19 protein-coding genes and 5 tRNA genes are annotated in these 19,885 nt (G+C 73.5%); 16 read left to right on the plus strand and 8 right to left on the minus strand.

Annotation, left to right across the window (positions count from 1 at the left end):
• The first annotated feature begins 32 nt into the window (after window positions 1-32).
• The 8 genes from AB0M18_RS06725 to AB0M18_RS06760 all read left to right on the plus strand — a co-directional run bounded on the left by AB0M18_RS06725 (window position 33) and on the right by AB0M18_RS06760 (window position 10,712).
• Window positions 33-1,094 carry an ATP-binding cassette domain-containing protein gene (locus AB0M18_RS06725; protein ID WP_365755718.1) on the plus strand — a complete coding sequence of 354 codons (1,062 nt, stop codon included), beginning with the start codon at window positions 33-35 and terminating at the stop codon, window positions 1,092-1,094.
• Entirely contained in the window at window positions 1,091-1,759 is a 669-nt protein-coding gene (locus AB0M18_RS06730; RefSeq protein WP_365755719.1) for a methionine ABC transporter permease, read from the plus strand. Before AB0M18_RS06725 ends, AB0M18_RS06730 begins: the two co-directional genes overlap by 4 nt.
• A 105-nt stretch (window positions 1,760-1,864) precedes the next feature.
• Complete coding sequence (locus AB0M18_RS06735; RefSeq protein ID WP_365755720.1) at window positions 1,865-2,722, plus strand: MetQ/NlpA family ABC transporter substrate-binding protein; 858 nt, start codon at window positions 1,865-1,867, stop codon at window positions 2,720-2,722.
• A 140-nt stretch (window positions 2,723-2,862) separates the two neighbouring features.
• Window positions 2,863-3,504, plus strand: coding sequence for a GNAT family N-acetyltransferase (locus tag AB0M18_RS06740; protein ID WP_365755721.1), 642 nt, complete (start codon window positions 2,863-2,865; stop codon window positions 3,502-3,504).
• Window positions 3,505-3,580: 76 nt separating this feature from the next.
• A complete protein-coding gene (gene cbiE, locus AB0M18_RS06745) occupies window positions 3,581-4,804 on the plus strand; it encodes a precorrin-6y C5,15-methyltransferase (decarboxylating) subunit CbiE (RefSeq protein WP_365755722.1) in 1,224 nt (407 codons plus the stop codon).
• Window positions 4,805-5,085: 281 nt separating this feature from the next.
• On the plus strand, window positions 5,086-8,268 hold the full coding sequence (cobT, locus tag AB0M18_RS06750; RefSeq protein ID WP_365755723.1) for a nicotinate-nucleotide--dimethylbenzimidazole phosphoribosyltransferase: 3,183 nt from the start codon (window positions 5,086-5,088) through the stop codon (window positions 8,266-8,268).
• A gap of 283 nt (window positions 8,269-8,551) precedes the next feature.
• On the plus strand, window positions 8,552-9,808 hold the full coding sequence (gene cobA, locus AB0M18_RS06755; RefSeq protein WP_365755724.1) for a uroporphyrinogen-III C-methyltransferase: 1,257 nt from the start codon (window positions 8,552-8,554) through the stop codon (window positions 9,806-9,808).
• Between the two features lie 85 nt (window positions 9,809-9,893).
• A complete protein-coding gene (locus AB0M18_RS06760; RefSeq protein WP_365755725.1) occupies window positions 9,894-10,712 on the plus strand; it encodes an RNA methyltransferase in 819 nt (272 codons plus the stop codon).
• Between the two features lie 33 nt (window positions 10,713-10,745).
• On the opposite strand, the gene AB0M18_RS06765 is transcribed toward AB0M18_RS06760, so the two are convergent.
• Window positions 10,746-11,978 carry a serine/threonine-protein kinase gene (locus AB0M18_RS06765; RefSeq protein WP_365755726.1) on the minus strand — a complete coding sequence of 411 codons (1,233 nt, stop codon included), beginning with the start codon at window positions 11,976-11,978 and terminating at the stop codon, window positions 10,746-10,748.
• A 462-nt stretch (window positions 11,979-12,440) separates the two neighbouring features.
• Between AB0M18_RS06765 and AB0M18_RS06770 the strand changes: the two genes are divergently transcribed.
• The 3 genes from AB0M18_RS06770 (at window position 12,441) to AB0M18_RS06780 (ending at window position 14,080) form a co-directional block, all read left to right on the plus strand.
• Window positions 12,441-12,611: a hypothetical protein gene (locus tag AB0M18_RS06770; protein WP_365755727.1), complete on the plus strand. Its 171-nt coding sequence runs from the start codon at window positions 12,441-12,443 to the stop codon at window positions 12,609-12,611.
• A 191-nt stretch (window positions 12,612-12,802) separates the two neighbouring features.
• Window positions 12,803-13,771: an aminoglycoside phosphotransferase family protein gene (locus AB0M18_RS06775; protein WP_365755728.1), complete on the plus strand. Its 969-nt coding sequence runs from the start codon at window positions 12,803-12,805 to the stop codon at window positions 13,769-13,771.
• 39 nt (window positions 13,772-13,810) lie between these two features.
• Window positions 13,811-14,080, plus strand: a complete 270-nt coding sequence (locus AB0M18_RS06780) for a zf-TFIIB domain-containing protein (protein ID WP_265865430.1) — start codon at window positions 13,811-13,813, stop codon at window positions 14,078-14,080.
• Window positions 14,081-14,185: 105 nt separating this feature from the next.
• Here the strand turns inward: AB0M18_RS06780 and AB0M18_RS06785 are convergent.
• From AB0M18_RS06785 to AB0M18_RS06805, 5 genes are all read right to left on the minus strand, one after another.
• Window positions 14,186-14,260, minus strand: a tRNA-Val gene (locus AB0M18_RS06785).
• A 35-nt stretch (window positions 14,261-14,295) separates the two neighbouring features.
• A tRNA-Val gene (locus AB0M18_RS06790) sits at window positions 14,296-14,367 on the minus strand.
• Between the two features lie 34 nt (window positions 14,368-14,401).
• Window positions 14,402-14,473, minus strand: a tRNA-Val gene (locus AB0M18_RS06795).
• A gap of 1 nt (window position 14,474) precedes the next feature.
• Window positions 14,475-14,548, minus strand: a tRNA-Cys gene (locus AB0M18_RS06800).
• Between the two features lie 40 nt (window positions 14,549-14,588).
• A tRNA-Gly gene (locus AB0M18_RS06805) sits at window positions 14,589-14,661 on the minus strand.
• Between the two features lie 274 nt (window positions 14,662-14,935).
• Here AB0M18_RS06805 and AB0M18_RS06810 point away from each other — a divergent pair.
• The 3 genes from AB0M18_RS06810 to AB0M18_RS06820 are packed head-to-tail and all read left to right on the plus strand — an operon-like array spanning window position 14,936 to window position 17,715.
• Window positions 14,936-15,988 carry a chorismate-binding protein gene (locus tag AB0M18_RS06810; RefSeq protein WP_365755729.1) on the plus strand — a complete coding sequence of 351 codons (1,053 nt, stop codon included), beginning with the start codon at window positions 14,936-14,938 and terminating at the stop codon, window positions 15,986-15,988.
• Window positions 15,985-16,815, plus strand: a complete 831-nt coding sequence (locus AB0M18_RS06815) for an aminodeoxychorismate lyase (RefSeq protein ID WP_365755730.1) — start codon at window positions 15,985-15,987, stop codon at window positions 16,813-16,815. The genes AB0M18_RS06810 and AB0M18_RS06815 overlap by 4 nt, the downstream gene beginning before the upstream one ends.
• A gap of 60 nt (window positions 16,816-16,875) precedes the next feature.
• Complete coding sequence (locus AB0M18_RS06820; RefSeq protein WP_365755731.1) at window positions 16,876-17,715, plus strand: GNAT family N-acetyltransferase; 840 nt, start codon at window positions 16,876-16,878, stop codon at window positions 17,713-17,715.
• A gap of 25 nt (window positions 17,716-17,740) precedes the next feature.
• Here the strand turns inward: AB0M18_RS06820 and AB0M18_RS06825 are convergent, their stop codons facing one another.
• On the minus strand, window positions 17,741-18,253 hold the full coding sequence (locus tag AB0M18_RS06825; RefSeq protein WP_365755732.1) for a DsbA family protein: 513 nt from the start codon (window positions 18,251-18,253) through the stop codon (window positions 17,741-17,743).
• A 135-nt stretch (window positions 18,254-18,388) separates the two neighbouring features.
• Here AB0M18_RS06825 and AB0M18_RS06830 point away from each other — a divergent pair, with 135 nt between their 5' ends.
• The gene (locus AB0M18_RS06830; RefSeq protein ID WP_365755733.1) at window positions 18,389-18,817 is read left to right on the plus strand and encodes a hypothetical protein; all 429 of its coding nucleotides are present in this window, start codon (window positions 18,389-18,391) and stop codon (window positions 18,815-18,817) included.
• 132 nt (window positions 18,818-18,949) lie between these two features.
• Window positions 18,950-19,153, plus strand: a complete 204-nt coding sequence (locus tag AB0M18_RS06835) for a hypothetical protein (RefSeq protein WP_365755734.1) — start codon at window positions 18,950-18,952, stop codon at window positions 19,151-19,153.
• Window positions 19,154-19,183: 30 nt separating this feature from the next.
• Here the strand turns inward: AB0M18_RS06835 and AB0M18_RS06840 are convergent, their stop codons facing one another.
• Window positions 19,184-19,741, minus strand: coding sequence for a CGNR zinc finger domain-containing protein (locus AB0M18_RS06840; protein ID WP_365755735.1), 558 nt, complete (start codon window positions 19,739-19,741; stop codon window positions 19,184-19,186).
• Between the last annotated feature and the right edge of the window lie 144 nt (window positions 19,742-19,885).

Raw genomic sequence — 19,885 nt, forward strand, 5'->3', positions numbered from 1 at the left:
AGCGCCGCGCACTCGACAGTGACGGAAACCCTGTGATCACCACTTCGGGCCTGACCAAGGTCTACGAGTCGCGAGGCCGCCAGGTCACCGCTCTGGACGGCGTCGACCTCCACGTTCGCGAAGGCGAGGTCTTCGGCGTGATCGGACAGAGCGGCGCCGGCAAGTCCTCGCTCATCCGCTGCGTCAACCTCCTGGAGCGCCCCACCTCCGGCACCGTGACCGTCGACGGCGTCGACCTCACCGCCCTCGCCGGGAAGAGCCGCCGCGCCGGCAGGGAACTGCGCCGCGCCCGCAGCAGCATCGGCATGGTCTTCCAGCACTTCAACCTGCTGTCCTCACGCACCGTCAAGGACAACATCGAGCTCCCCCTGGAGATCCTCGGCGTCTCCGGCGCCGAACGCTCCCGCCGCGCCCTGGAACTCCTCGACCTCGTCGGCCTCGCCGACAAGGCCAAGGCCTACCCCGGCCAGCTCTCCGGCGGCCAGAAGCAGCGCGTCGGCATCGCCCGCGCCCTCGCCGGCAAGCCCAAGGTGCTGCTCTCCGACGAGGCCACCAGTGCCCTCGACCCCGAGACCACCCGCTCCATCCTCCAGCTGCTGCGCGACCTCAACCAGCAGCTCGGCCTCACCGTCCTCCTCATCACCCACGAGATGGACGTCGTCAAGACCATCTGCGACTCGGCCGCCCTCATGCAGAAGGGCCGCGTCGTCGAGTCCGGCACCGTCGGCGAACTCCTCGCCACCCCCGGCTCCCAGCTCGCCGCCGAACTCTTCCCGGTCAGCGGCGCCGCCACCGGACTCGACCGCACGGTCGTCGACGTGACCTTCCACGGCGACACCACGGGCCAGCCGGTCATCTCGCAGCTCTCCCGTACGTACAACATCGACATCTCGATCCTCGGCGCCGCCATGGACACCGTCGGCGGACGCCAGATCGGCCGCATGCGGATCGAACTCCCCGGCCACTACGAGGAGAACGTCGTCCCGGTCGGCTTCCTGCGCGAGCAGGGCCTCCAGGTCGAGATCGTCGAACCGCCGGCCGCCGCACCGGCCCCCGCCGCCGCGCCCGTCCTGGTGAAGGAAGGTGCCAAGTGACCTGGTCCGAGATGCAGCCGCTGCTCGAGCAGGGCACCGTCGACACCCTCTACATGGTCCTGTGGGCCACCGTCGTCACCATCGTCGGCGGCCTCCCGCTCGGCATCCTGCTCGTCCTCACCGACAAGGGCGGACTGCTGCAGAACCGACCGGTGAACAAGATCGTCGGCGCGATCGTGAACGTGGGCCGCTCGCTCCCGTTCATCATCCTGCTGATCGCCCTGATCCCCTTCACCACCCTCGTCGTCGGCACCTTCATCGGCCCCACCGCGATGATCGTGCCCCTCGCCATCGGCGCCATCCCGTTCTTCGCCCGGCTCGTCGAGACCGCCATCCGCGAGGTCGACCACGGGCTCGTCGAAGCCGTCCAGTCCATGGGCGGCGGCATCCCCACCATCGTCCGCAAGGTCCTGCTCCCGCAGGCCCTGCCCTCCCTGGTCTCCGCCGTCACCACCACCGTCATCGTGCTCATCGGCTACTCCGCCATGGCCGGCGCGGTCGGCGGCGAAGGACTCGGCTCCAAGGCCATCACCTACGGATACCAGCGCTTCGACACCACCTTCATGCTGGTCACCGTCGTCGTCCTGGTCGTGATCGTCACCGTCGTCCAGCTCATCGGCGACGGCGTCGTCCGCCTCCTCGCCCGCCGCGGCCGCACCGCGTGACCCGCACCGCGTAGCCGCCAGGCGCCCCCGACTTCGTACCCCGAAGAACAGCCCGGACTTGTTGTCCAGGCGAAGCAACCGCTCCACCGGAAAGAGGCACTCTTCGTGCGCAAGAACATCAAGCTCTCCGCCGGCATCGCCGCCACCGCCGCCCTCGCCCTCGGCCTCACCGCCTGCGGCACCTCCTCCGACCCGTCCTCCGCCAAGGACGCGGCCGGCTCCGCCGACAAGCCGCTCGTCGTCGCCGCGTCCCCGACGCCGCACGCCGACATCCTCGACTTCGTCAAGGACGAGCTCGCCGCCAAGGAGGGCCTGAAGCTGGAGGTGAAGGAGTTCACGGACTACGTCCTGCCGAACACCGCCACCGAGTCCGGCCAGGTCGACGCCAACTTCTTCCAGCACAAGCCGTACCTCGACGACTTCAACAAGAAGAACAACACCCACGTCGTCCCCGTGGTGAACGTGCACCTGGAGCCGCTCGGCCTCTACTCCAAGAAGGTCACGTCGGTGAAGGACATCAAGGCCGGCCAGACCGTCGCCGTCCCCAACGACACCACCAACGAGGGCCGCGCGCTCCACCTGCTCGCCGACAACGGGCTCATCACCCTCAAGGCGGGTGTCGGCACCGACGCCAAGCTCTCCGACATCACCGACAAGAAGGGCCTGGAGTTCAAGGAGCTGGAGGCCGCCACCGTGCCCCGCGCCCTGAACGACGTCGACGCCGCCGTCATCAACGGCAACTACGCGATCGAGGCCAAGCTTTCGCCGGCGAAGGACGCCCTCGTCCTGGAGAAGGCGGAGGGCAACCCCTACGCCAACTTCCTCGCCGTCAAGGCCGGCAACGAGAACGACGCCCGGGTGCAGAAGCTCGTCAAGCTGCTCAACTCCCCCGAGGTGAAGAAGTACATCGAGGACACCTACAAGGGCTCGGTCGTCCCGGCCTTCGGCGCCCCCGCCAAGTAAGGCCCGCGGCACGCCCCTTGGCGCCGTCCCCGTCCCGAAGGCCCCGCCCGCCCCGTACCGGCGTGCGGGGCCTTCGGGTTCACCCCGCGCATGCGCGCGACCACCGCATGCTGCATGCTGTGCGTTCACGGTCTTCACGTATGGAGTTGCGCATGACTACGACCTTCCCGTCCATCTCCATCAGCACGGACCGGTTGGTGCTGCGCGCGTTCGAAGAAGCCGACATCCCCGCGTTCGTGGAGATGATGAACGACGAACTCGTCGTCGCCTGGACCTCGGTCCCGCACCCCTACACCCCGCACGACGCCGAGGACTGGGTCCGCAGGATCGCTCCTGCGGAACGCACCGATGGCCGCGGCATCGTCTTCGCCGTCACCGAGTTCCTCACCCAGCGCCTCGTCGGCATCGTCCACCTCCACAGCACCGACTGGCGCACCCGCGCCACCGAGGTCGCCTACGTCACCGCCCCCTGGGCCCGTGGCGAGGGCTACGCCACCGAATCCGTCCTCGCCGTCGCCCAATGGCTCTTCGGCGACCGCGGCTTCGAACGCCTCGAACTGCGCACCGCCGCCGACAACACGGCCTCCCAGCAGGTCGCCCAGAAGATCGGCTGCATCAGCGAGGGCGTCCTGCGCAACGCCTGGATAGCACGCAGCCAGACCGAGACCGGCGCCTGGACCGACGTCCGCACCGACCTCATCGTGTGGAGCCTCCTCCCCGAGGACCTCGACGCCGACCAGATGGCCGAGGCCGGCCTCTCCACCTACGCCGACTGGAGCTGACCGCCCCCGCGAGGCCCCCGCCCAGGTAGGCTCGAACCGCCCCGACCTGCACACACGCCCAGGGAGACAGACACAGATGGCCGACCGGGTCACGGTGATCGGCTGGGACGGCTCGCCCCTCACCGCGGCGGCCCGGTCCGCGCTCGCCGCCGCCACCCTGGTGGCCGGCGCCGCCCACCACCTCGCCCTGCCCGAGGTCCCGGCCGCCGCCGAACGCATCCGCCTCGGCAGCGTCGACCTCGCCGCCCGCCGCATCGCCGGCCACCGCGGCACCGCCGTCGTCCTCGCCGACGGCGACCCCGGCTTCTTCGGCGTCGTCCGCACCCTGCGCGCCCCCGAACACGGCCTGGAGGTCGAGGTCGTGCCCGCCGTCTCCAACGTCGCCGCCGCCTTCGCCCGGGCCGGCATGCCCTGGGACGACGCCCGGGTCGTCGTCGCCCACCAGCGCACCCTGCGCCGCGCCGTCAACGTCTGCCGCGCCCACCCCAAGGTCGCCGTCCTCACCTCGCCCGGCGCCGGACCCGCCGAACTCGCCCTGCTCCTCGACGGGGTCCACCGCACCTTCGTCATCTGCGAGGAACTCGGCACCGACCGCGAACAGGTCACCGTCGTCACCTCCGACAAGGCCGCCGACCACGCCTGGCGCGACCCCAACGTCGTCCTTGTCATCGGCGGCATCGGCGCCGGTGCCACCGGCGGCTGGCTCATGGGCCACGACACCCCGGCCGTACGCGGCTGGGCCCTGCCCACCGAGGACACCGGCGGCCGCACCGGCCAGGACCCCACCCTGCGCGCCGCCCAGCTCGCCCGGCTCGGCCCCCGCGACGGCGACCTCGTCTGGGACATCGGCTGCGCCGACGGGGCCTTCGCCGTCGACGCGGCCCGCTTCGGCGCCGCCGTCATCGCGGTCGACACCGACCCCGCCGCCTGTGCCCGCACCGAGGCCGCCGCCCGCGCCGCCGGCCGCCGGCTCCAGACCGTCATCGGCAGCGCCCCGCACGTCCTGGAGAGCCTTCCCGAACCCGATGTCGTACGCATCGGGGCCGGGGGAGTGCCCGTCGTCACCGCCTGCACCGACCGCAGGCCCGAACGGATCGTCACCCACGCCGCCACCCGCGACGAGGCCGAGGCGATCGGCGCGGCACTGGCCGACGGCGGCTACACGGTCGAGTGCGCGCTGCTGCAGACCGTGGGCCTCGACCCGGCCGAATGGACCGAGCTCGGGCGCTCCGTGGTCTTCCTCCTGTCCGGCGACCGAACGGATGCTCCCCGTGATCGCGGAGGCCATCGGGGGAGGTAGGCTGGCCGATTGTTGTACCGCACCGGGACGTTCGGCGTGTTGTTCGTCAATGTCCTGGACCAGGGGCCTTTTTGCCTCTCACCGGGTGCGGGACGACGGGGGGACGGCGCGACGTGGCGCAGTCCACAGCCAAGGGTGGCGGATCCGCCTGCCAGGATGGCCGAAGGCCGCGACAATGCATGGGTGTCCGCGCGAGCTTCGTGCCGCGCGGCGCGCGAGCTCGTTCTTGTCGACGGGCGAAGGTCTGAAGGAGCACAACCGATGGGCGAGGGGTACGCAGCATGACGGACACCGGCCAGGTCCCGGCCGAGGGGCTGCCGGAGAACGCAGGCACGGGCGAGCAGCCGGGCATCCCCGCCCCGGGCGCGTACGCCTACCTGGACCCCTCCGAGAACGCGGACGACGAGGTACTGCTGATGCCGGGCGCCCAGGGCGCCTGGAGCGAGCTGCAGCCGGGCGTCGTGCCCGCGCCGCCGGTCACCGTGCCCGCCCCGGCCCCGGCCGTCGATCCGCTGACCGCCCCCATCGAGCAGGTCACCGCCACCCCGCCGCAGGGCGTACCGGTGCCGCCGCAGGCCACCCCGGCGCACGGCGTGCCGCACGAGCAGCTCCTCACCGACCACGGCTATGAGCCCGGCATCCTCGACACCGGCGCCCACGAGGCGGCCGGCCGCGACTCCGGCTCCGTCGACCTCGGCGGTGTCCGGATGCCCGCCCCGGGGCCCGCGCAGGCCCCGCAGCCCGCGCGCCGCCCGCTGCACATGGGCCCGCCGATGCCCGACGCCACCGGCGGCGTGGTGCGCTCGCTCGCCGACCGCGGCCCGGCCGCCGCCCCCGCCGCGCAGCCCGCGCCCGCCCCGTCCCAGGTCGCCGCCACGGCGCCCGCGCCGGAGCCGGTACGGACCCCGGGCCCGCCGACCATCGGCCCCGAGTACCTGGACGTGCCGCCGCAGGACCAGCAGACGGCCCCGCAGGGCGCCGTGCCGTGGACCGCGCAGCCCCAGGAGCCCCAGCCCCCCGTAGCGGCCGAAGCGGTCGCCCCGCAGGCCGTCCAGTTCGTCCCGGTCGAGGGCTCCGTCCCGACCGCCCCGCACCTGGCCCCGACGCCCGCCCCGGAGCCGGTCCTCCCGGTCCAGGAGCCGCAGCCGGAGCAGCCGCCGGTCGTGGCCGAGGCCGTCGTCGAACCGGTCGCCGTCGAACCGGTCGTCGTGGAGCCGCCGGTCGCCGAGCCGCCCGTCGCGGAGCCGGTCGTCCAGGAGGCCCAGGTCCCCGCCCCGCGCGAGGCCGAACCGGAGCAGCAGCCCGAGGCGCCGGTCGCGGTCGAGGCTCCCGCCGAGCCGATCGCGGTCGAGCCGGTCGTGGCCGAGACCCCGGTCGTCGCCCCCGAGGAGCAGTCGGCCCCGGCCCCGGTCGAGGTCGCGGCCGAGGAGATCCCGGTCGTGGCCGAGGACGCCCCCGAGGCGCGGCCCGAGGTCCCGGTCGTGGTCGAGCCCGAGCCCGAGCCCGAGCCCGAGCCCGAGCCCGAGCCCGAGCCCGAGCCCGAGCCCGAGCCCGAGCCCGTGGTCGAGGTCGCCCCGGAGCCGGTCGCGGAGACTCCGGCGGAGCCCGAACTCCCGGCCGAGCCCGTCGTCGAGGCTGTCGTCGAGGCCGAAGTGGCCGCCGAGCCCCAGCCCGAGCCGGTCGCGGAGGCCCCGGCGGAGCCGGAGGCCGAGGTCGAACCGGCACCGGCCGGCGACCGCGCCCCTGGTTACGACGAGGCCGAGCGCGAGGCCGTGCTCCGCGTGATGCGCGAACGCCGCGACATCCGCAACGGCTTCCGCCCCGACCCGATCCCGCACGAGGTCCTGCTCCGGGTGCTCGAAGCGGCCCACACGGCACCGTCCGTCGGCCACTCGCAGCCCTGGGACTTCGTCGTCATCCGGTCCGCGGAGACCCGCCGGACGATGCACGAGCTGGCCCAGACCCAGCGCGACGCGTACGCCAAGTCGCTGCCGAAGGGCCGGGCGAAGCAGTTCAAGGAACTGAAGATCGAGGCCATCCTCGACACCCCGGTGAACATCGTCGTCACCGCCGACCCGACCCGCGGCGGCCGGCACACCCTCGGCCGCTACACGCAGCCGCAGATGGCCCCGTACTCCTCGGCCCTCGCGGTCGAGAACCTGTGGCTCGCCGCCCGCGCCGAGGGCCTCGGCGTCGGCTGGGTCAGCTTCTTCGACGAGCGTGAGATGGTCCGCGCCCTCGGCCTGCCCGAGCACCTCGAAGTGGTCGCGTACCTCTGCGTCGGCTACGTCGACGAGTTCCCCGAGGAGCCCGAGCTGATGCAGGCGGGCTGGTCCAAGCGCCGCCCGCTGTCCTGGGTCGTCCACGAGGAGACGTACGGCCGCCGCGCGCTGCCCGGCGAGGAGCCGCACGACCTGCTCCAGGAGACCGTCGCCAACATCCGCCCGCTGGACGCCAAGGCGCTCGGCGAGGCCTGGGAGCGCCAGAAGCGCATGACGAAGCCCGCGGGGGCGCTCGGCATGCTGGAGATCATCTCCGCGCAGCTCTGCGGCCTGTCCCGGGTCTGCCCGCCGCCGATCCCCGAGCCGGCCGCCGTCGCGATCTTCGCCGGCGACCACGGGGTGCACGCCCAGGGCGTCACCGCCTGGCCCCAGGAGGTGACCGGCCAGATGGTCGCGAACTTCCTCGGCGGCGGCGCGGTCTGCAACGCCTTCGCCAACCAGGTGGGCGCCGAGGTCTGCGTCATCGACGTCGGCGTGGCCTCCGACCTGCCCTCCACGCCCGGTCTTCTCCCGCGCAAGGTCAAGGCCGGGACCGCCGACTTCACCATCGGCCAGGCCATGACCCGCGAAGAGGCGGTCGCCGCGATCGAGGTCGGCATCGAGACCGCCCGTGACCTGGTGGCGGCCGGCAACAAGGCGCTGCTCACCGGCGAGATGGGCATCGCGAACACCACCGCGTCCGCCGCGCTGATCTCGGTCTACACCGGTGTCGACCCGGTCGAGGTCACCGGCCGCGGCACCGGCATCAACGACGAGATGCACGCCCGCAAGGTGGACGTGGTCCGCCGAGCGCTCGACCTCCACAAGCCGGACCCGGCGGACCCGATCGGTGTCCTCGCAGCCATCGGCGGCCTGGAGCACGCGGCGCTCGTCGGCCTCATCCTGGGCGCGTCCTCGCTCCGTACCCCGGTCATCCTCGACGGCGTCTCCACCGGCGCGGCGGCCCTGGTCGCCCGCGCCATCGCGCCCGAGTCCCTCGCGGCCTGCATCGCGGGCCACCGCAGCGCCGAGCCGGGCCATGTCGCGGCCCTCAACAAGCTGGGCCTGCGCCCCCTGGTCGACCTGGACCTCCGCCTCGGCGAGGGCACCGGTGCGCTCCTGGCCCTCCCGGTGGTCCAGAGCGCCGCGCGGGCGATGCACGAGGTGGCGACGTTCGACTCGGCGGGCGTCACGGAGAAGTAGTCCCGCGGCCCGCACGCCCCCACGGTCCACGGACGGAAGTGGGGGACGTGCAGGGCACCGACGTTCGGGACGTGAAGCGTGATTTGTGGCGCGGAACAAGGACGTTCCGCGCTGGTCGGACCTGACCGCGCCGTAAATCATGCAGTCCCGAATGCGGTGCCCGGAACGTTCCACACGCACCCTCCCACCGACGCGAGGGACATCGATCACAGCGAGAGACCCGCAGGTCACCGATATCGTGAGGTGCCAACAGCACCGCCCCTCCAGAGGAGCCGCCCGCACCATGGCCGAGCACGCCGACACCGCAGAGCACCCCGCCTACCCCGTCGGACTCCGCCTCGCCGGCCGCCGCGTCGTCGTGTTCGGCGGTGGCCAGGTCGCGCAGCGCCGGCTGCCCGCCCTGATCGCGGCCGGCGCCCAGGTGACCCTGATCTCGCCCTCCGCGACCCCCTCCGTGGACGCGATGGCCGAGACCGGCGAGATCACCTGGATCAGGCGACGGTACGAGGAGGGCGACCTCGCCGACGCCTGGTACGCCCTGGTGGCGACCACGGACCCGGCGGCGAACGCCGCCATCTCCGCCGAGGCCGAGCGCACGAAGACCTGGTGCGTCCGCTCCGACGACGCCGAGGCGGCCACCGCGTGGACCCCGGCGACCGGCCACAGCGAGGGCGTGACGGTCGCCGTGCTCACCGGCCGCGACCCGCGCCGCTCGGCCGCCGTCCGGGACGCGATCGTCGAGGGCCTGCACGACGGTTCGATCGCGGCTCCGGCGCAGCGCGCCCGTACCCCGTTCGTCGCGCTCGTCGGCGGCGGCCCGGGCGACCCGGACCTGATCACGGTCCGCGGCCGCCGTCTCCTCGCGGAGGCGGACGTGGTGATCGCGGACCGGCTCGGCCCGCGCGACCTGCTCTCGGAGCTCCCCCCGCACGTCGAGGTGATCGACGCGGCGAAGATCCCGTACGGCCGGTTCATGGCCCAGGAGGCCATCAACAACGCGCTGATCGAGCACGCCAAGGCCGGGAAGTCCGTCGTCCGCCTGAAGGGCGGCGACCCGTTCGTCTTCGGCCGCGGCATGGAGGAGGCCCAGGCGCTGGCCGCCGAGGGCATCGCCTGCACGGTGGTCCCGGGCATCTCCAGCTCGATCTCGGTCCCGGGCGCGGCCGGCATCCCGGTCACCCACCGCGGGGTGGCGCACGAGTTCACGGTGGTCAGCGGCCATGTGGCGCCGGACGACCCGCGCTCGCTGGTCGACTGGGCGTCGCTCGCGCGGCTCACCGGAACGCTCGTCATCCTCATGGGCGTCGACAAGATCGGCAAGATCGCGGAGGCGCTGATCGCGAACGGCAAGGCGCCTCAGACCCCGCTCGCGCTGATCCAGGAGGGCACCACGGCCACCCAGCGCCGGGTGGACGCGACGCTGGCGACGGTCGCCGAGACCGTCACGGCCCAGGACGTCCGCCCCCCGGCCGTCATCGTCATCGGCGACGTGGTCCACGAGTCCCCGGCCAAGAACCCGACGGCCAAGCCGACCCACTGACGCGGGGCGTACCCGGAGTAACCCGGATGCGCCCACCCCACCCGCACGCATTGGCACCACCCACCGGACAAGGCAGTATCACCCCGTGGCCGAACTCATCACGATCGACGACCCCGACGACCCGCGCCTGCGCGACTACACCGGACTGACCGACGTCGAACTGCGGCGCAGACGCGAGCCGGCCGAGGGGTTGTTCATCGCCGAAGGCGAGAAGGTGATCCGCCGCGCCAAGGACGCCGGCTACGAGATGCGCTCGATGCTGCTCTCCGCCAAGTGGGTCGACGTCATGCGCGACGTCATCGACGAACTCCCGGCCCCGGTGTACGCGGTGAGCCCTGACCTGGCCGAGCGCGTCACCGGCTACCACGTGCACCGCGGCGCGCTCGCCTCGATGCAGCGCAAGCCGCTGCCGTCCGCGGCGGACCTGCTGACGACGGCCCGCCGGGTCGCGGTCATGGAGGCGGTGAACGACCACACCAACATCGGCGCGATCTTCCGCAGCGCCGCCGCGCTCGGCATGGACGCGGTGCTGCTGTCCCCGGACTGCGCGGACCCGCTGTACCGCCGCTCGGTGAAGGTGTCGATGGGCGCGGTGTTCTCGGTCCCGTACGCCCGCCTGGACACCTGGCCGCGCGGTCTGGAGGCGGTGCGGGAGGCGGGCTTCAAGCTGCTTGCGCTGACCCCGGCGGACCGGGCGGCGTCGATCGACGACGCGGCCCCGCACAAGCTGGACCGGGTGGCCCTGATGCTGGGCGCGGAGGGCGAGGGCCTCTCGACGCAGGCGCTGCGCGCGGCGGACGAGTGGGTGCGGATCCCGATGGCGCACGGCGTGGACTCGCTGAACGTGGGCGCCGCGGCGGCCGTCGCCTTCTATGCGGTGACGAGCGGCCGCCCGCAGGCGTAAGCAGACGGGGGAGCTCCCAGGGGATCTCCGGCCCTACCCCTGGAGCGCCTGCGCCGCCGCGATCCCCAGCGCCACCACCAGCGTGACGACGACGAAGACGAACAGCCGCTGACGCAGCAGCCGCGGGTTCGCGGGCCGGCGCCCGGTGGAGGTGCCGCGGGCCCCGGTGCGGGTGCCCGGTCGGGTGCCGGGCCGGGACTGCCCGCCACGGGCGCCGCCGCCGGCGCCGGCACCCGTACGGGACGAGGACGGCCGGGCGGCCGAGGGGCGGGCCGACGCGGAGGCGCGGCCACCGCCGGTGGGCCGGTCGGTCGCCGGGCGCTCGCCGGCCCCCTCCGCGCCGCGGTCGAGCGACCGCTCGGTGTACCGCTCCGTGGGCCGGACGGGGCTGCGCTCCTCGGTCCGCTCGCGCTGGCCGGGCGGCCGGGCGGCGGCGGGCAGCCCCTGTGCCTCCCGCGCGGCGATCTCCTTCAGCCGCATGGAGAGCTGGAGGGTGCTGGGCCGCTCCTCCGGATCCTTCGCGAGGCAGGCCCGCACCAGCGGCGCGAGCGCGTCCGGCACCCCGTGCAGCTGCGGCTCCTCGTGCACGACCCGGTAGAGCATGACCTCGGAGCTGCCGTGCCCGAAGGGGGAGTCGCCCATCGCCGCGTACGCGAGGGTCGCGCCGAGCGAGAAGACGTCGGTGGCGGCGGTGACGGGGGCGCCCCGGACCTGCTCGGGCGCGAGGAAGCCGGGGGAGCCCACGGCGGTGCCGACATGGGTGAGGGTGCTGGCGCCGGTCGCCCAGGCGATCCCGAAGTCGATGATCCGGGGGCCCTTGGGCGAGAGCAGGATGTTGGACGGCTTGAGGTCGCGGTGCACGACCCCGGCCTCGTGCACGGCGACCAGGCCCTCGGACAGCGCGGCACCGATCGAGGCCACGTCGGCGGCCCGCAGCGGACCCTCCTCGGCGACCCGGTCGTGCAGCGAGGGCCCGGGCACGTACTGGGTGGCGAACCAGGGGCGCTCGGCCTCCAGGTCGGCGGCGACCAGGCGGGCGGTGCAGCCGCCGCGGATCCGCCGGGCCGCGGACACCTCACGGGCGAAGCGGGAGCGGAACTCCTGGTCCTCGGCGAGGTCGGGGCGGATCACCTTGAGCGCCACGCGCTGTCCGCGCCGGTCCGAACCGAGGTACACGACCCCCATCCCGCCGGCGCCCAGCCGGCGGTGCAGCCGGAACGACCCGACGATCCGCGGGTCCTCGCGCCGGAGCCGCATCATCGCCATGTCCGTCCCCTCGTCCGTTCGACGTGGCACAGCTTACGTACCCCTGCCCCGGCCCGCTCACAGGCCGCGCCCTCGGGGCGGCATCGATTGTCAGTGCTGAGGGGGACACTTGAGGCCGGGTCAGCCGTACCACTCGCCAACACTCCCTCATATCAAGGGCGTTGACTGAAGGCGAGTGCGACACCCCGACGGGCCGCGCCGAACGTGGGACAGCTCACACGGCCGCACCGGAGCGGCGTCCGGGCATCCCCTCCGGGAAGACCCCCAGTGCGGACGATCCGTCTCCACCCAGGGGAGTACGCCGTTCGGAGGCCCGTCATCCTCCGGGAGGCCCGGAAGTCGGTACGCGGGCATGACGCCCGAAGTCCGCCCGCTGCCTAGATTGGTTGTCGAGCGGCGGGTGCAGCACTCGTCCCCCGAGGTCACCGCACCCGCCGCCTCCGACACGACAGGAGAGGAACCATGGCGTATTCGGCCCCGCGGATGCACACCACCCGCCCTTCGAGCCGCCGTCACCCGCTGGTGGCGACCGCCATGGTCCTCCCTCTCGCGGCCCTGCTCGTGGTCGTCTTCGGCGGCTGGGACGCGGTGGTCACTCAGGCGTCGTCCGTGGGCGTGATGCTGGGGCGCTGAACAGCGCCCCGGACCCGGGAGAGCGGCCCGGGTCGGGGACATCCGGCCAACAACCCCGTGGGGACGGGGGTGCGGCGGACGGCAGCGTGCGGCCGGTCAGCTGGGGAGCTGACCGGCCCTCGCGCTTTCCCGGGGCCCGCCCCCTTACGCCGACCGGCCGCCGCCACACGCCGCCGCGTAGGCTCCAGGCCGTGGACGACACCGCCCTGCGCCAACTGCACAGCCTCGCCCGCGCCGCCGCGCATCCCGGCGAGCCCGACGGGGCGCCGTGCCCGTGCCGGGCGGGCCTGCTCGCCGACCGGGCCGACGGCACCGTCGTACGGCACGGGCGGCTCGTCCTGAAGGCGCACGGGCCCGACGGAGACCCGGCAGACCTGCGGGCGCGGATATCCGTGGCCGCGCTCCCGGCCCTCGCCGACGTCCTGCTGCCGCCGCTTCCCGCACCTCGCGCACCTCGCGCACCGCACGCCGACCGGCCGCTGAGCCTGTGGCCGTACGGGAGCCCCGTCGACCCCGAGGACCCCGGCGCCGCCCCCTGGGAGGCGGCCGGCCGGTTGCTCGCCCGGCTGCACCGCGCCCCGGCCCCGCCCGGCACGCCGCCGATGCGCGCGCCGCTGAAGGCCGCCCTCGCCGTGGACCGGATGCGCCGCGCGGCCCCGGACCACCCCGCGACCGCCGTGGTGCTGCGCGCCTGGGTCACCCTCCCCGACTTCGCCGCCGGCCCCGCCGCGCCGCCGGCCCTCTGCCACGGCGACTTCCACCTCGGCCAGCTCGTACGACTCGGGGAGCCGGGTCCGGACGTCCGCTGGCGTCTGATCGACCTGGACGACCTCGGCCTCGGGGATCCGGCCTGGGACCTGGCCCGGCCGGCCGCCTGGTTCGCGGCCGGACTGCTGGCCCCGGAGGTCTGGTCGCGCTTCCTGGCCGCGTACGAGACGGCCGGCGGCCCCGCCACCCGCGGCCCCGGCCGCGGAGACGCCGACCCGTGGGCGCGGCTCGACGTCCCGGCCCGCGCGCTCACCGTGCAGACGGCGGCGCTGGCCGTCGCCAAGTCCACGGCCGAGGGGCGCCCGCTGGACGAGGTGGAGGACGTGATGATCGACACCTGTGCCCGAATCGGTTCGCTCCGAACCGAGTTGCCGCCGCCGGCGTCCACGTAATGTGAGAGCCCCATTCGAACGGCAGGGAGTTGAGTCCGCATGCAGTGTCCCAAGTGCCACGCGGCCATGCACACGTACAACCGCAACGGCGTCCAGATCGAGCAGTGCAGCGGCTGCCGCGGCATCTTCCTGGACTACGGCGAGCTGGAGGCCCTGACCCGCCTGGAGTCCCAGTGGGTCCAGCAGGCGCCGCCGCCGCAGGCCTACCCGGCGCAGCCCGCCGCCCCGGCCTGGGGCGCCCCGCACCACGGCGGTCACCACGGGCACCACGGCCACCGCGGCTTCGGCCGGATGCTCTTCTCCTCCTGAGCCTCGCCCGAGCGCGCGGCCGGGCCCTCCGGGGCCTGGCCCCACGCCGGACCTCTCGCGGCACGACGAAGCCCCCGGTCGCCAGTGCGACCGGGGGCTTGTGTCTGGTGCGCGATACTGGGATTGAACCAGTGACCTCTTCCGTGTCAGGGAAGCGCTCTCCCGCTGAGCTAATCGCGCGGGACGACCCGAAGGTCCGGGACCCGAAGGTCCAGTGCGCGATACTGGGATTGAACCAGTGACCTCTTCCGTGTCAGGGAAGCGCTCTCCCGCTGAGCTAATCGCGCGGGGGATCCGAAGATCCGGGACCCGAAGGTCCAGTGGACGATACTGGGATTGAACCAGTGACCTCTTCCGTGTCAGGGAAGCGCTCTCCCGCTGAGCTAATCGTCCTTGGAGGTGGAGACGGGATTTGAACCCGTGTAGACGGCTTTGCAGGCCGTTGCCTCGCCTCTCGGCCACTCCACCAGGAGTGTGATTCGGGGGTTCGGGAAGATCCCCCACATCGAGCGGACGACGAGATTCGAACTCGCGACCCTCACCTTGGCAAGGTGATGCTCTACCAACTGAGCCACGTCCGCTTGTCGTTTCCGTTTCGCTTGCGCGTCCCGGCGACGTGTTGAACTCTAGCGGATTCCTGGGCCAGCACAAAAACGCGTTTCCGCAGCGTGCTGACCTGCGCCCCCGCGAGGGCGTCCGGGAGCGTTCGTACGGCGTTCACTCCATGTGTCCCCGAGGTGGCTCCCAGCGCCCCCTCGCACCTCTGCCGCCCCACACCCCCCTCCTTCCCAGGGGACTTCCCGCGGCCCCGGCCGCTCCCCTCCCGCCCTCCTCCCGCCGACCTAGACTCGCTCTGTGCACCCCCTCGCTCCTCTGGCCCGCTTCGGCGGCCTCCTCGCCACCGACCTCCGGGACGTCACCCGCGACCCCGAGGCCCTGGACTCCTCCGGTTTCTGGGCGGTCGTCGCGGACTTCGAGGGCCGGCTGACCTGCGCGCGCTTCGGCGACGTGCGGCCCGATCCCGTCCCCGCGCCCGTCCCGGGCGCCTGGCGCGGACCGGCGGCCGGCGACTGGACGTCCTCGCTCGACCGCGCCGCGTACACCGCGGGCGTACGCCGCGTGCGCGACCACATAGCGCGCGGCGAGGTCTACCAGGCGAACCTCTGCCGTGTGATGTCCGCGCCGCTGCCCGACCCGGCCGGCGCCGACGTCGACGCCCTCACCGCCCTCCTCGCGCGCGGGAACCCCGCTCCGTACGCCGGCACCGTCCGGCTGCCCGCGCACGGCGTGGAGATCGCCACCGCCTCGCCCGAGCTCTATCTGCGGCGCACCGGCGCCGTCGTCGAGTCCGGACCCATCAAGGGCACCGGCCGGACCGCCGACGACCTCCTGGAGAAGGACCACGCCGAGAACGTGATGATCGTGGACCTGGTCCGCAACGACCTCGGGCGGGTCTGCGCCACCGGCTCCGTCACCGTGCCCGAGCTGTGCGCCGTCGAGCCGCACCCGGGCCTGGTCCACCTGGTCTCCACCGTCCGCGGCGAACTGCGCGAGGGCGCGGGCTGGCGCGAGCTGCTCGACGCCACCTTCCCGCCCGGCTCCGTGACCGGCGCCCCCAAGTCCAGCGCCCTGCGGATCATCGAGGCCCTGGAGACCGTGCCGCGCGGCCCCTACTGCGGCGGCATCGGCTGGGTCGACGCCGACCGGGGCGCCGCCGAGCTCGCCGTCGGCATCCGTACCTTCTGGATCGACCGGGCCGAGGGCGTGCTGCGCTTCGGCACCGGCGCCGGCATCACCTGGGGCTCCGACCCCGAGCGCGAATGGGCCGAGACCGAGCTCAAGGCCGCCCGCCTGGTCGCGATAGCGTCGGGCGCGTACGAGGCGACTGGAAGGGTCATATCTCGATGAAACTGTGGGTCAACGGCGCGCTGCACGACGCCGAGAGCGCGCGGGTCTCGGTCCTCGACCACGGGCTGACCGTCGGCGACGGCATCTTCGAGACGGTCAAGGCCGAGCGTGGTGAAACGTTCGCCCTCACCCTCCACCTGGAGCGGCTGACCCGCTCCGCGCGCGGTCTCGGGCTGCCCGACCCGGACCTCGACGAGGTCCGGCGTGCGGTCGCCGCCGTGCTCGACGCCAACCCGATGGAGCTCGGCCGGCTGCGCATCACGTACACCGGCGGGCTCTCCCCGCTCGGTTCCGAGCGCGGCGACTCCGGCCCCGGCCTGGTCGTGGCCCTCGGCGAGACCCGCCGCCGCCCGGACGGCACCGCCGTGATCACGGTCCCCTGGACCCGTAACGAGCGCGGCGCCCTCACCGGCCTCAAGACCACCTCGTACGCGGAGAACGTCGTCGCGCTCGCCCGCGCGCACGAGCGGGGCGCCTCCGAGGCGCTGTTCGCCAACACCGTGGGGCAGCTGTGCGAGGGCACCGGCTCCAACGTCTTCGTGGTGATCGACGGGCGCATCCTGACCCCGCCGGTGTCCTCGGGCTGCCTCGCGGGCATCACCCGCGCCCTGGCCGCCGAGTGGACCGGCGCCGAGGAGGCCGACCTGCCGCTGGACGTCCTGGAGAGCGCCGACGAGATCTTCCTGACCTCGACCCTGCGCGACGTGCAGGCCGTGCACCGGGTGGACGACCGGGAGCTCGCCGGGGCGCCGGGGCCGGTCACGGCCAAGGCGATGCGGATCTTCGAGGAGCGGGCGGCCCGGGACCGGGACCCGAAGCTCGGCTGAGACCGGATCCCGGCCGAAATCCGGATGACGGGTGGGGCCGGCGCGGGTAGAACACCCGTGATGACCACCACCCTGCGGCCGTCCGAGCCGCTTCAGCAGTCCGCCGACGGCAGCCGTTCGCGCACGTACGACATCTGCGTGAACAGCCGCCGGGTCGGTTCCGTCCGGCTCTCCACGGACCCCGCCTTCGGGGCGGCCTCGGGCGTGATCGACCACCTCGGGGTCCACCAGCCGGACCGTGGGCGCGGCCGGGCCACGGTCGCGGCGCTCGCGGCCGAGGAGGTGCTGCGGAGCTGGGGCTGTGTCCAGGTGCGGATATCGGTGCCCGCGGAGGCGGCGGTCGCGCTCCGGATGGCGGACTCGCTCGGCTACACCGAGCGAAGCCGGAACATGGTGAAGGCACTGCCGTCCGAGCCGCCCGCACTGCCGGACGGTGTCGAGGTCCGGCCGATGACCGAGGCCGAGTTCGTGGTGTGGGCGGCGCGGTCCAAGGAGGTCTTCGCGCAGGACTGGATCGACCGGGGCGTCCCCGAGGACCAGGCCCGCGCCAAGTCCGAGGACAGCCACCGGAGGTATCTCCCGGACGGCCTGGCCTCGCCCGGCGTCGCCTTCCACGTGATCGTGAAGGACGGGCGGCCGGCCGGCCATCTGTGGACGGGCCGGATCGAGCTCGAACCGGGGCGGTGGGCGGCTTTCGTGTACGACATCGAGGTCGACGAGGCGCAGCGCGGGCGCGGCTGCGGCCGGGCGCTGATGCTGCTCGCCGAGCGGGTCGCGCGGGAGGCCGGGGAGACCCGGATCGGACTGCATGTCTTCGCGGGCAACACCCCGGCGATCCGGCTCTACGAGTCGCTGGGCTACCGCACGACCTTCGTGAACAGCGCGAAGGAACTGCGCTGACGATCTCCCCGGCAGAGGGGTGGGGTCAGGCGCCGAGGAGACGGTCGGCGATCTCCGTGATGCGCTCGCGCAGACCGTCCTGGCTCTGGCCGCCGTCGAGGCGCTCGCCGCCGATGACGTACGTGGGGGTCCCGGTGACCTTGATCGCCTTGCCCTCGGCCTCGTCGGCGTCGACCGTCAGGAGGTGCCGGCCGTCGATCAGGGCGGTGTCGAACTCCTCGGCGTCCAGGCCGAGTTCGCCCGCCACCTCCAGGAGCACCGGCTCGCCGCGGTCGGCGAGTTCGGCGGTCCGGGCGAGCAGGGCCTCGGCGTACGGCCAGCCCTGCCCCTGGGCGAAGGCCTCCTCGGCGGCCTGGGCAGCGGCGTACGCGTGCTTGTGCTTGGGCAGCGGGAAGTGGCGCAGCTGCACGTCGAGGCGGTCGCCGTACGCGGCGCGCAGGGCGCGGACGTCGTCGAGGGCCTGGAAGCAGTCGGGGCACTGCAGGTCGAACCAGGCCTCCAGGACGACCGGGGAGGCGGGGGTGGTGGACTCACTCATGGGAAGAGTCTCCCATCCGGTCCTCCCTGGGGGACGACCCGGAGATCTCCCTGATCCCGGGCCCGAGGCATGGCCCGGCGGGGTGGGTGCGGTGCAGGATGGAAGGGACGTATCGCCCGGGACCTGGAGGATCGCATGCTTGCCGAGACCGTTTGCTCCGCGGTGGCCGCGGCGGGCCTGGGCATCGCCGCGATCACGGCCTGGCGGAGGAGGTTCCTGACCGCGGCCCGGATCGCGGCCTATGCGCTGGTGCCGCTGGGTCTGGTGATGACGGGCGCGATCGACTGGCTCTTCGAGGCCCTGACGTTCAACCTGACCGTGTGGGCCGGCTTCGGCGTGCTCGGTCTGTCCTGGCTGCTGTTCATGAGCACGCGCGCGATCGAGCGGCGCAGGGCCGGGGGGAAGGCGGTGGCCGGGGGAGAGGCCCCGCAGGCCGTGGCGCCCGCCGCGCCGGCGCCGTCGCTGGGAGCCGGTCGGCCCGCTCCGGCCGCGAAGCAGCAGGCGAAGCCGGCGGACGAGGACTTCAGCGACATCGAGGCGATTCTGAAGAAGCACGGAATATGACCGGGATCGGACCGCGGTCCGACCGGTTCTGACGCTTCTCGATTCCGTGGTCCACGGGATGGGGTGAACACGGCCGGGCGCGGGGGTGTTGCGTGATCTTCGGGGCCGGGCGTGCTGCATCATCCCCCCGAGATGCTCGAGACCTCGGGGGACACCGCCCCCGTCCCCGCCCCTGCCCCTGTGCCCGGTGCGGCGCCGCCCGCGTCCGCCGTGCCCGTCGCCGAGGAGCCGCGCGGTTGTCTGTTCGCGCTGTCCCAGCCGCCGCTGATGATCTTCCTCGCGGTGATCGGCGCGCTGCTGCTCATGGCCGCCGTCCACGACCTGTTCCTGCTGTGAGCGGGCCGGCGCCCGAGCCCGTTCCCGGGATCAGCCGGCGGCCTCCTTGCGGCGGGCGCGGTAGGCGGCGACGTGCAGGCGGTTGCCGCAGGTGCGGCTGTCGCAGTAGCGGCGGGAGCGGTTGCGGGAGAGGTCGACGAAGGCCCGGCCGCAGTCCGGCGCCTCGCAGCGGCGCAGCCGCTCCTGCTCGCCCGCGACGACGATGAAGGCCAGTGCCATGCCGCAGTCCGCGCCGAGGTGGTCGGCGACCGAGGCGCCCGGCGCGAAGTAGTGCACGTGCCAGTCGTAGCCGTCGTGGTCGGTCAGCTGCGGGGTGGTGCCGGCCGCCGCGACCAGCTGGTTGATCAGCGTGGCGGCGATCCGGGCGTCGGGCGCGGAGAAGACCGCCGCGAACCGGTCGCGCACCTCGCGCACCGCGCGCAGGTCGGCCGCTCCGAGCTGGCCCACGTCACTGATCTTGTGGGCGTGCACGAAGGACTGCAGCGCCTGGATGTCCCCGAGCGCGTCGTCGCGGTCCCCCTCCGGGGCGGTGTTCATCAGATCGACGACGGTGTCGAGGGCGATCCGGGTGTCGTGAGGGATCAGCACGATTCGCTCCCTGGCCGGCTGCGGGCGGGTGCCCGCGAATTGCGCTGACTCTAGCGTGGACCCGGAAACGGGCATCGGCGCTCCCACCGCGCCGGCTGCGCGGTGGGAGCGCCGATGAGGGACGTGCACGGTTGTCCGCGCGGC

The organism is Streptomyces sp. NPDC051909, assembly GCF_040681095.1.
In the GTDB taxonomy this organism is placed as follows: domain Bacteria; phylum Actinomycetota; class Actinomycetes; order Streptomycetales; family Streptomycetaceae; genus Streptomyces.

Excerpts from the sequence above, each read along its gene's own strand:
- AB0M18_RS06835 (WP_365755734.1), top strand. The coding sequence starts at position 18,950 with ATGCTCGAGACCTCGGGGGACACCGCCCCCGTCCCCGCCCCTGCCCCT.
- AB0M18_RS06770 (WP_365755727.1), top strand. The coding sequence starts at position 12,441 with ATGGCGTATTCGGCCCCGCGGATGCACACCACCCGCCCTTCGAGCCGC.
- AB0M18_RS06820 (WP_365755731.1), top strand. The coding sequence starts at position 16,876 with ATGACCACCACCCTGCGGCCGTCCGAGCCGCTTCAGCAGTCCGCCGAC.
- AB0M18_RS06765 (WP_365755726.1), bottom strand. The coding sequence starts at position 11,978 with ATGGCGATGATGCGGCTCCGGCGCGAGGACCCGCGGATCGTCGGGTCG.
- AB0M18_RS06815 (WP_365755730.1), top strand. The coding sequence starts at position 15,985 with ATGAAACTGTGGGTCAACGGCGCGCTGCACGACGCCGAGAGCGCGCGG.
- AB0M18_RS06830 (WP_365755733.1), top strand. The coding sequence starts at position 18,389 with ATGCTTGCCGAGACCGTTTGCTCCGCGGTGGCCGCGGCGGGCCTGGGC.
- cbiE (WP_365755722.1), top strand. The coding sequence starts at position 3,581 with ATGGCCGACCGGGTCACGGTGATCGGCTGGGACGGCTCGCCCCTCACC.
- AB0M18_RS06825 (WP_365755732.1), bottom strand. The coding sequence starts at position 18,253 with ATGAGTGAGTCCACCACCCCCGCCTCCCCGGTCGTCCTGGAGGCCTGG.
- AB0M18_RS06740 (WP_365755721.1), top strand. The coding sequence starts at position 2,863 with ATGGAGTTGCGCATGACTACGACCTTCCCGTCCATCTCCATCAGCACG.
- cobT (WP_365755723.1), top strand. The coding sequence starts at position 5,086 with ATGACGGACACCGGCCAGGTCCCGGCCGAGGGGCTGCCGGAGAACGCA.
- AB0M18_RS06780 (WP_265865430.1), top strand. The coding sequence starts at position 13,811 with ATGCAGTGTCCCAAGTGCCACGCGGCCATGCACACGTACAACCGCAAC.
- cobA (WP_365755724.1), top strand. The coding sequence starts at position 8,552 with ATGGCCGAGCACGCCGACACCGCAGAGCACCCCGCCTACCCCGTCGGA.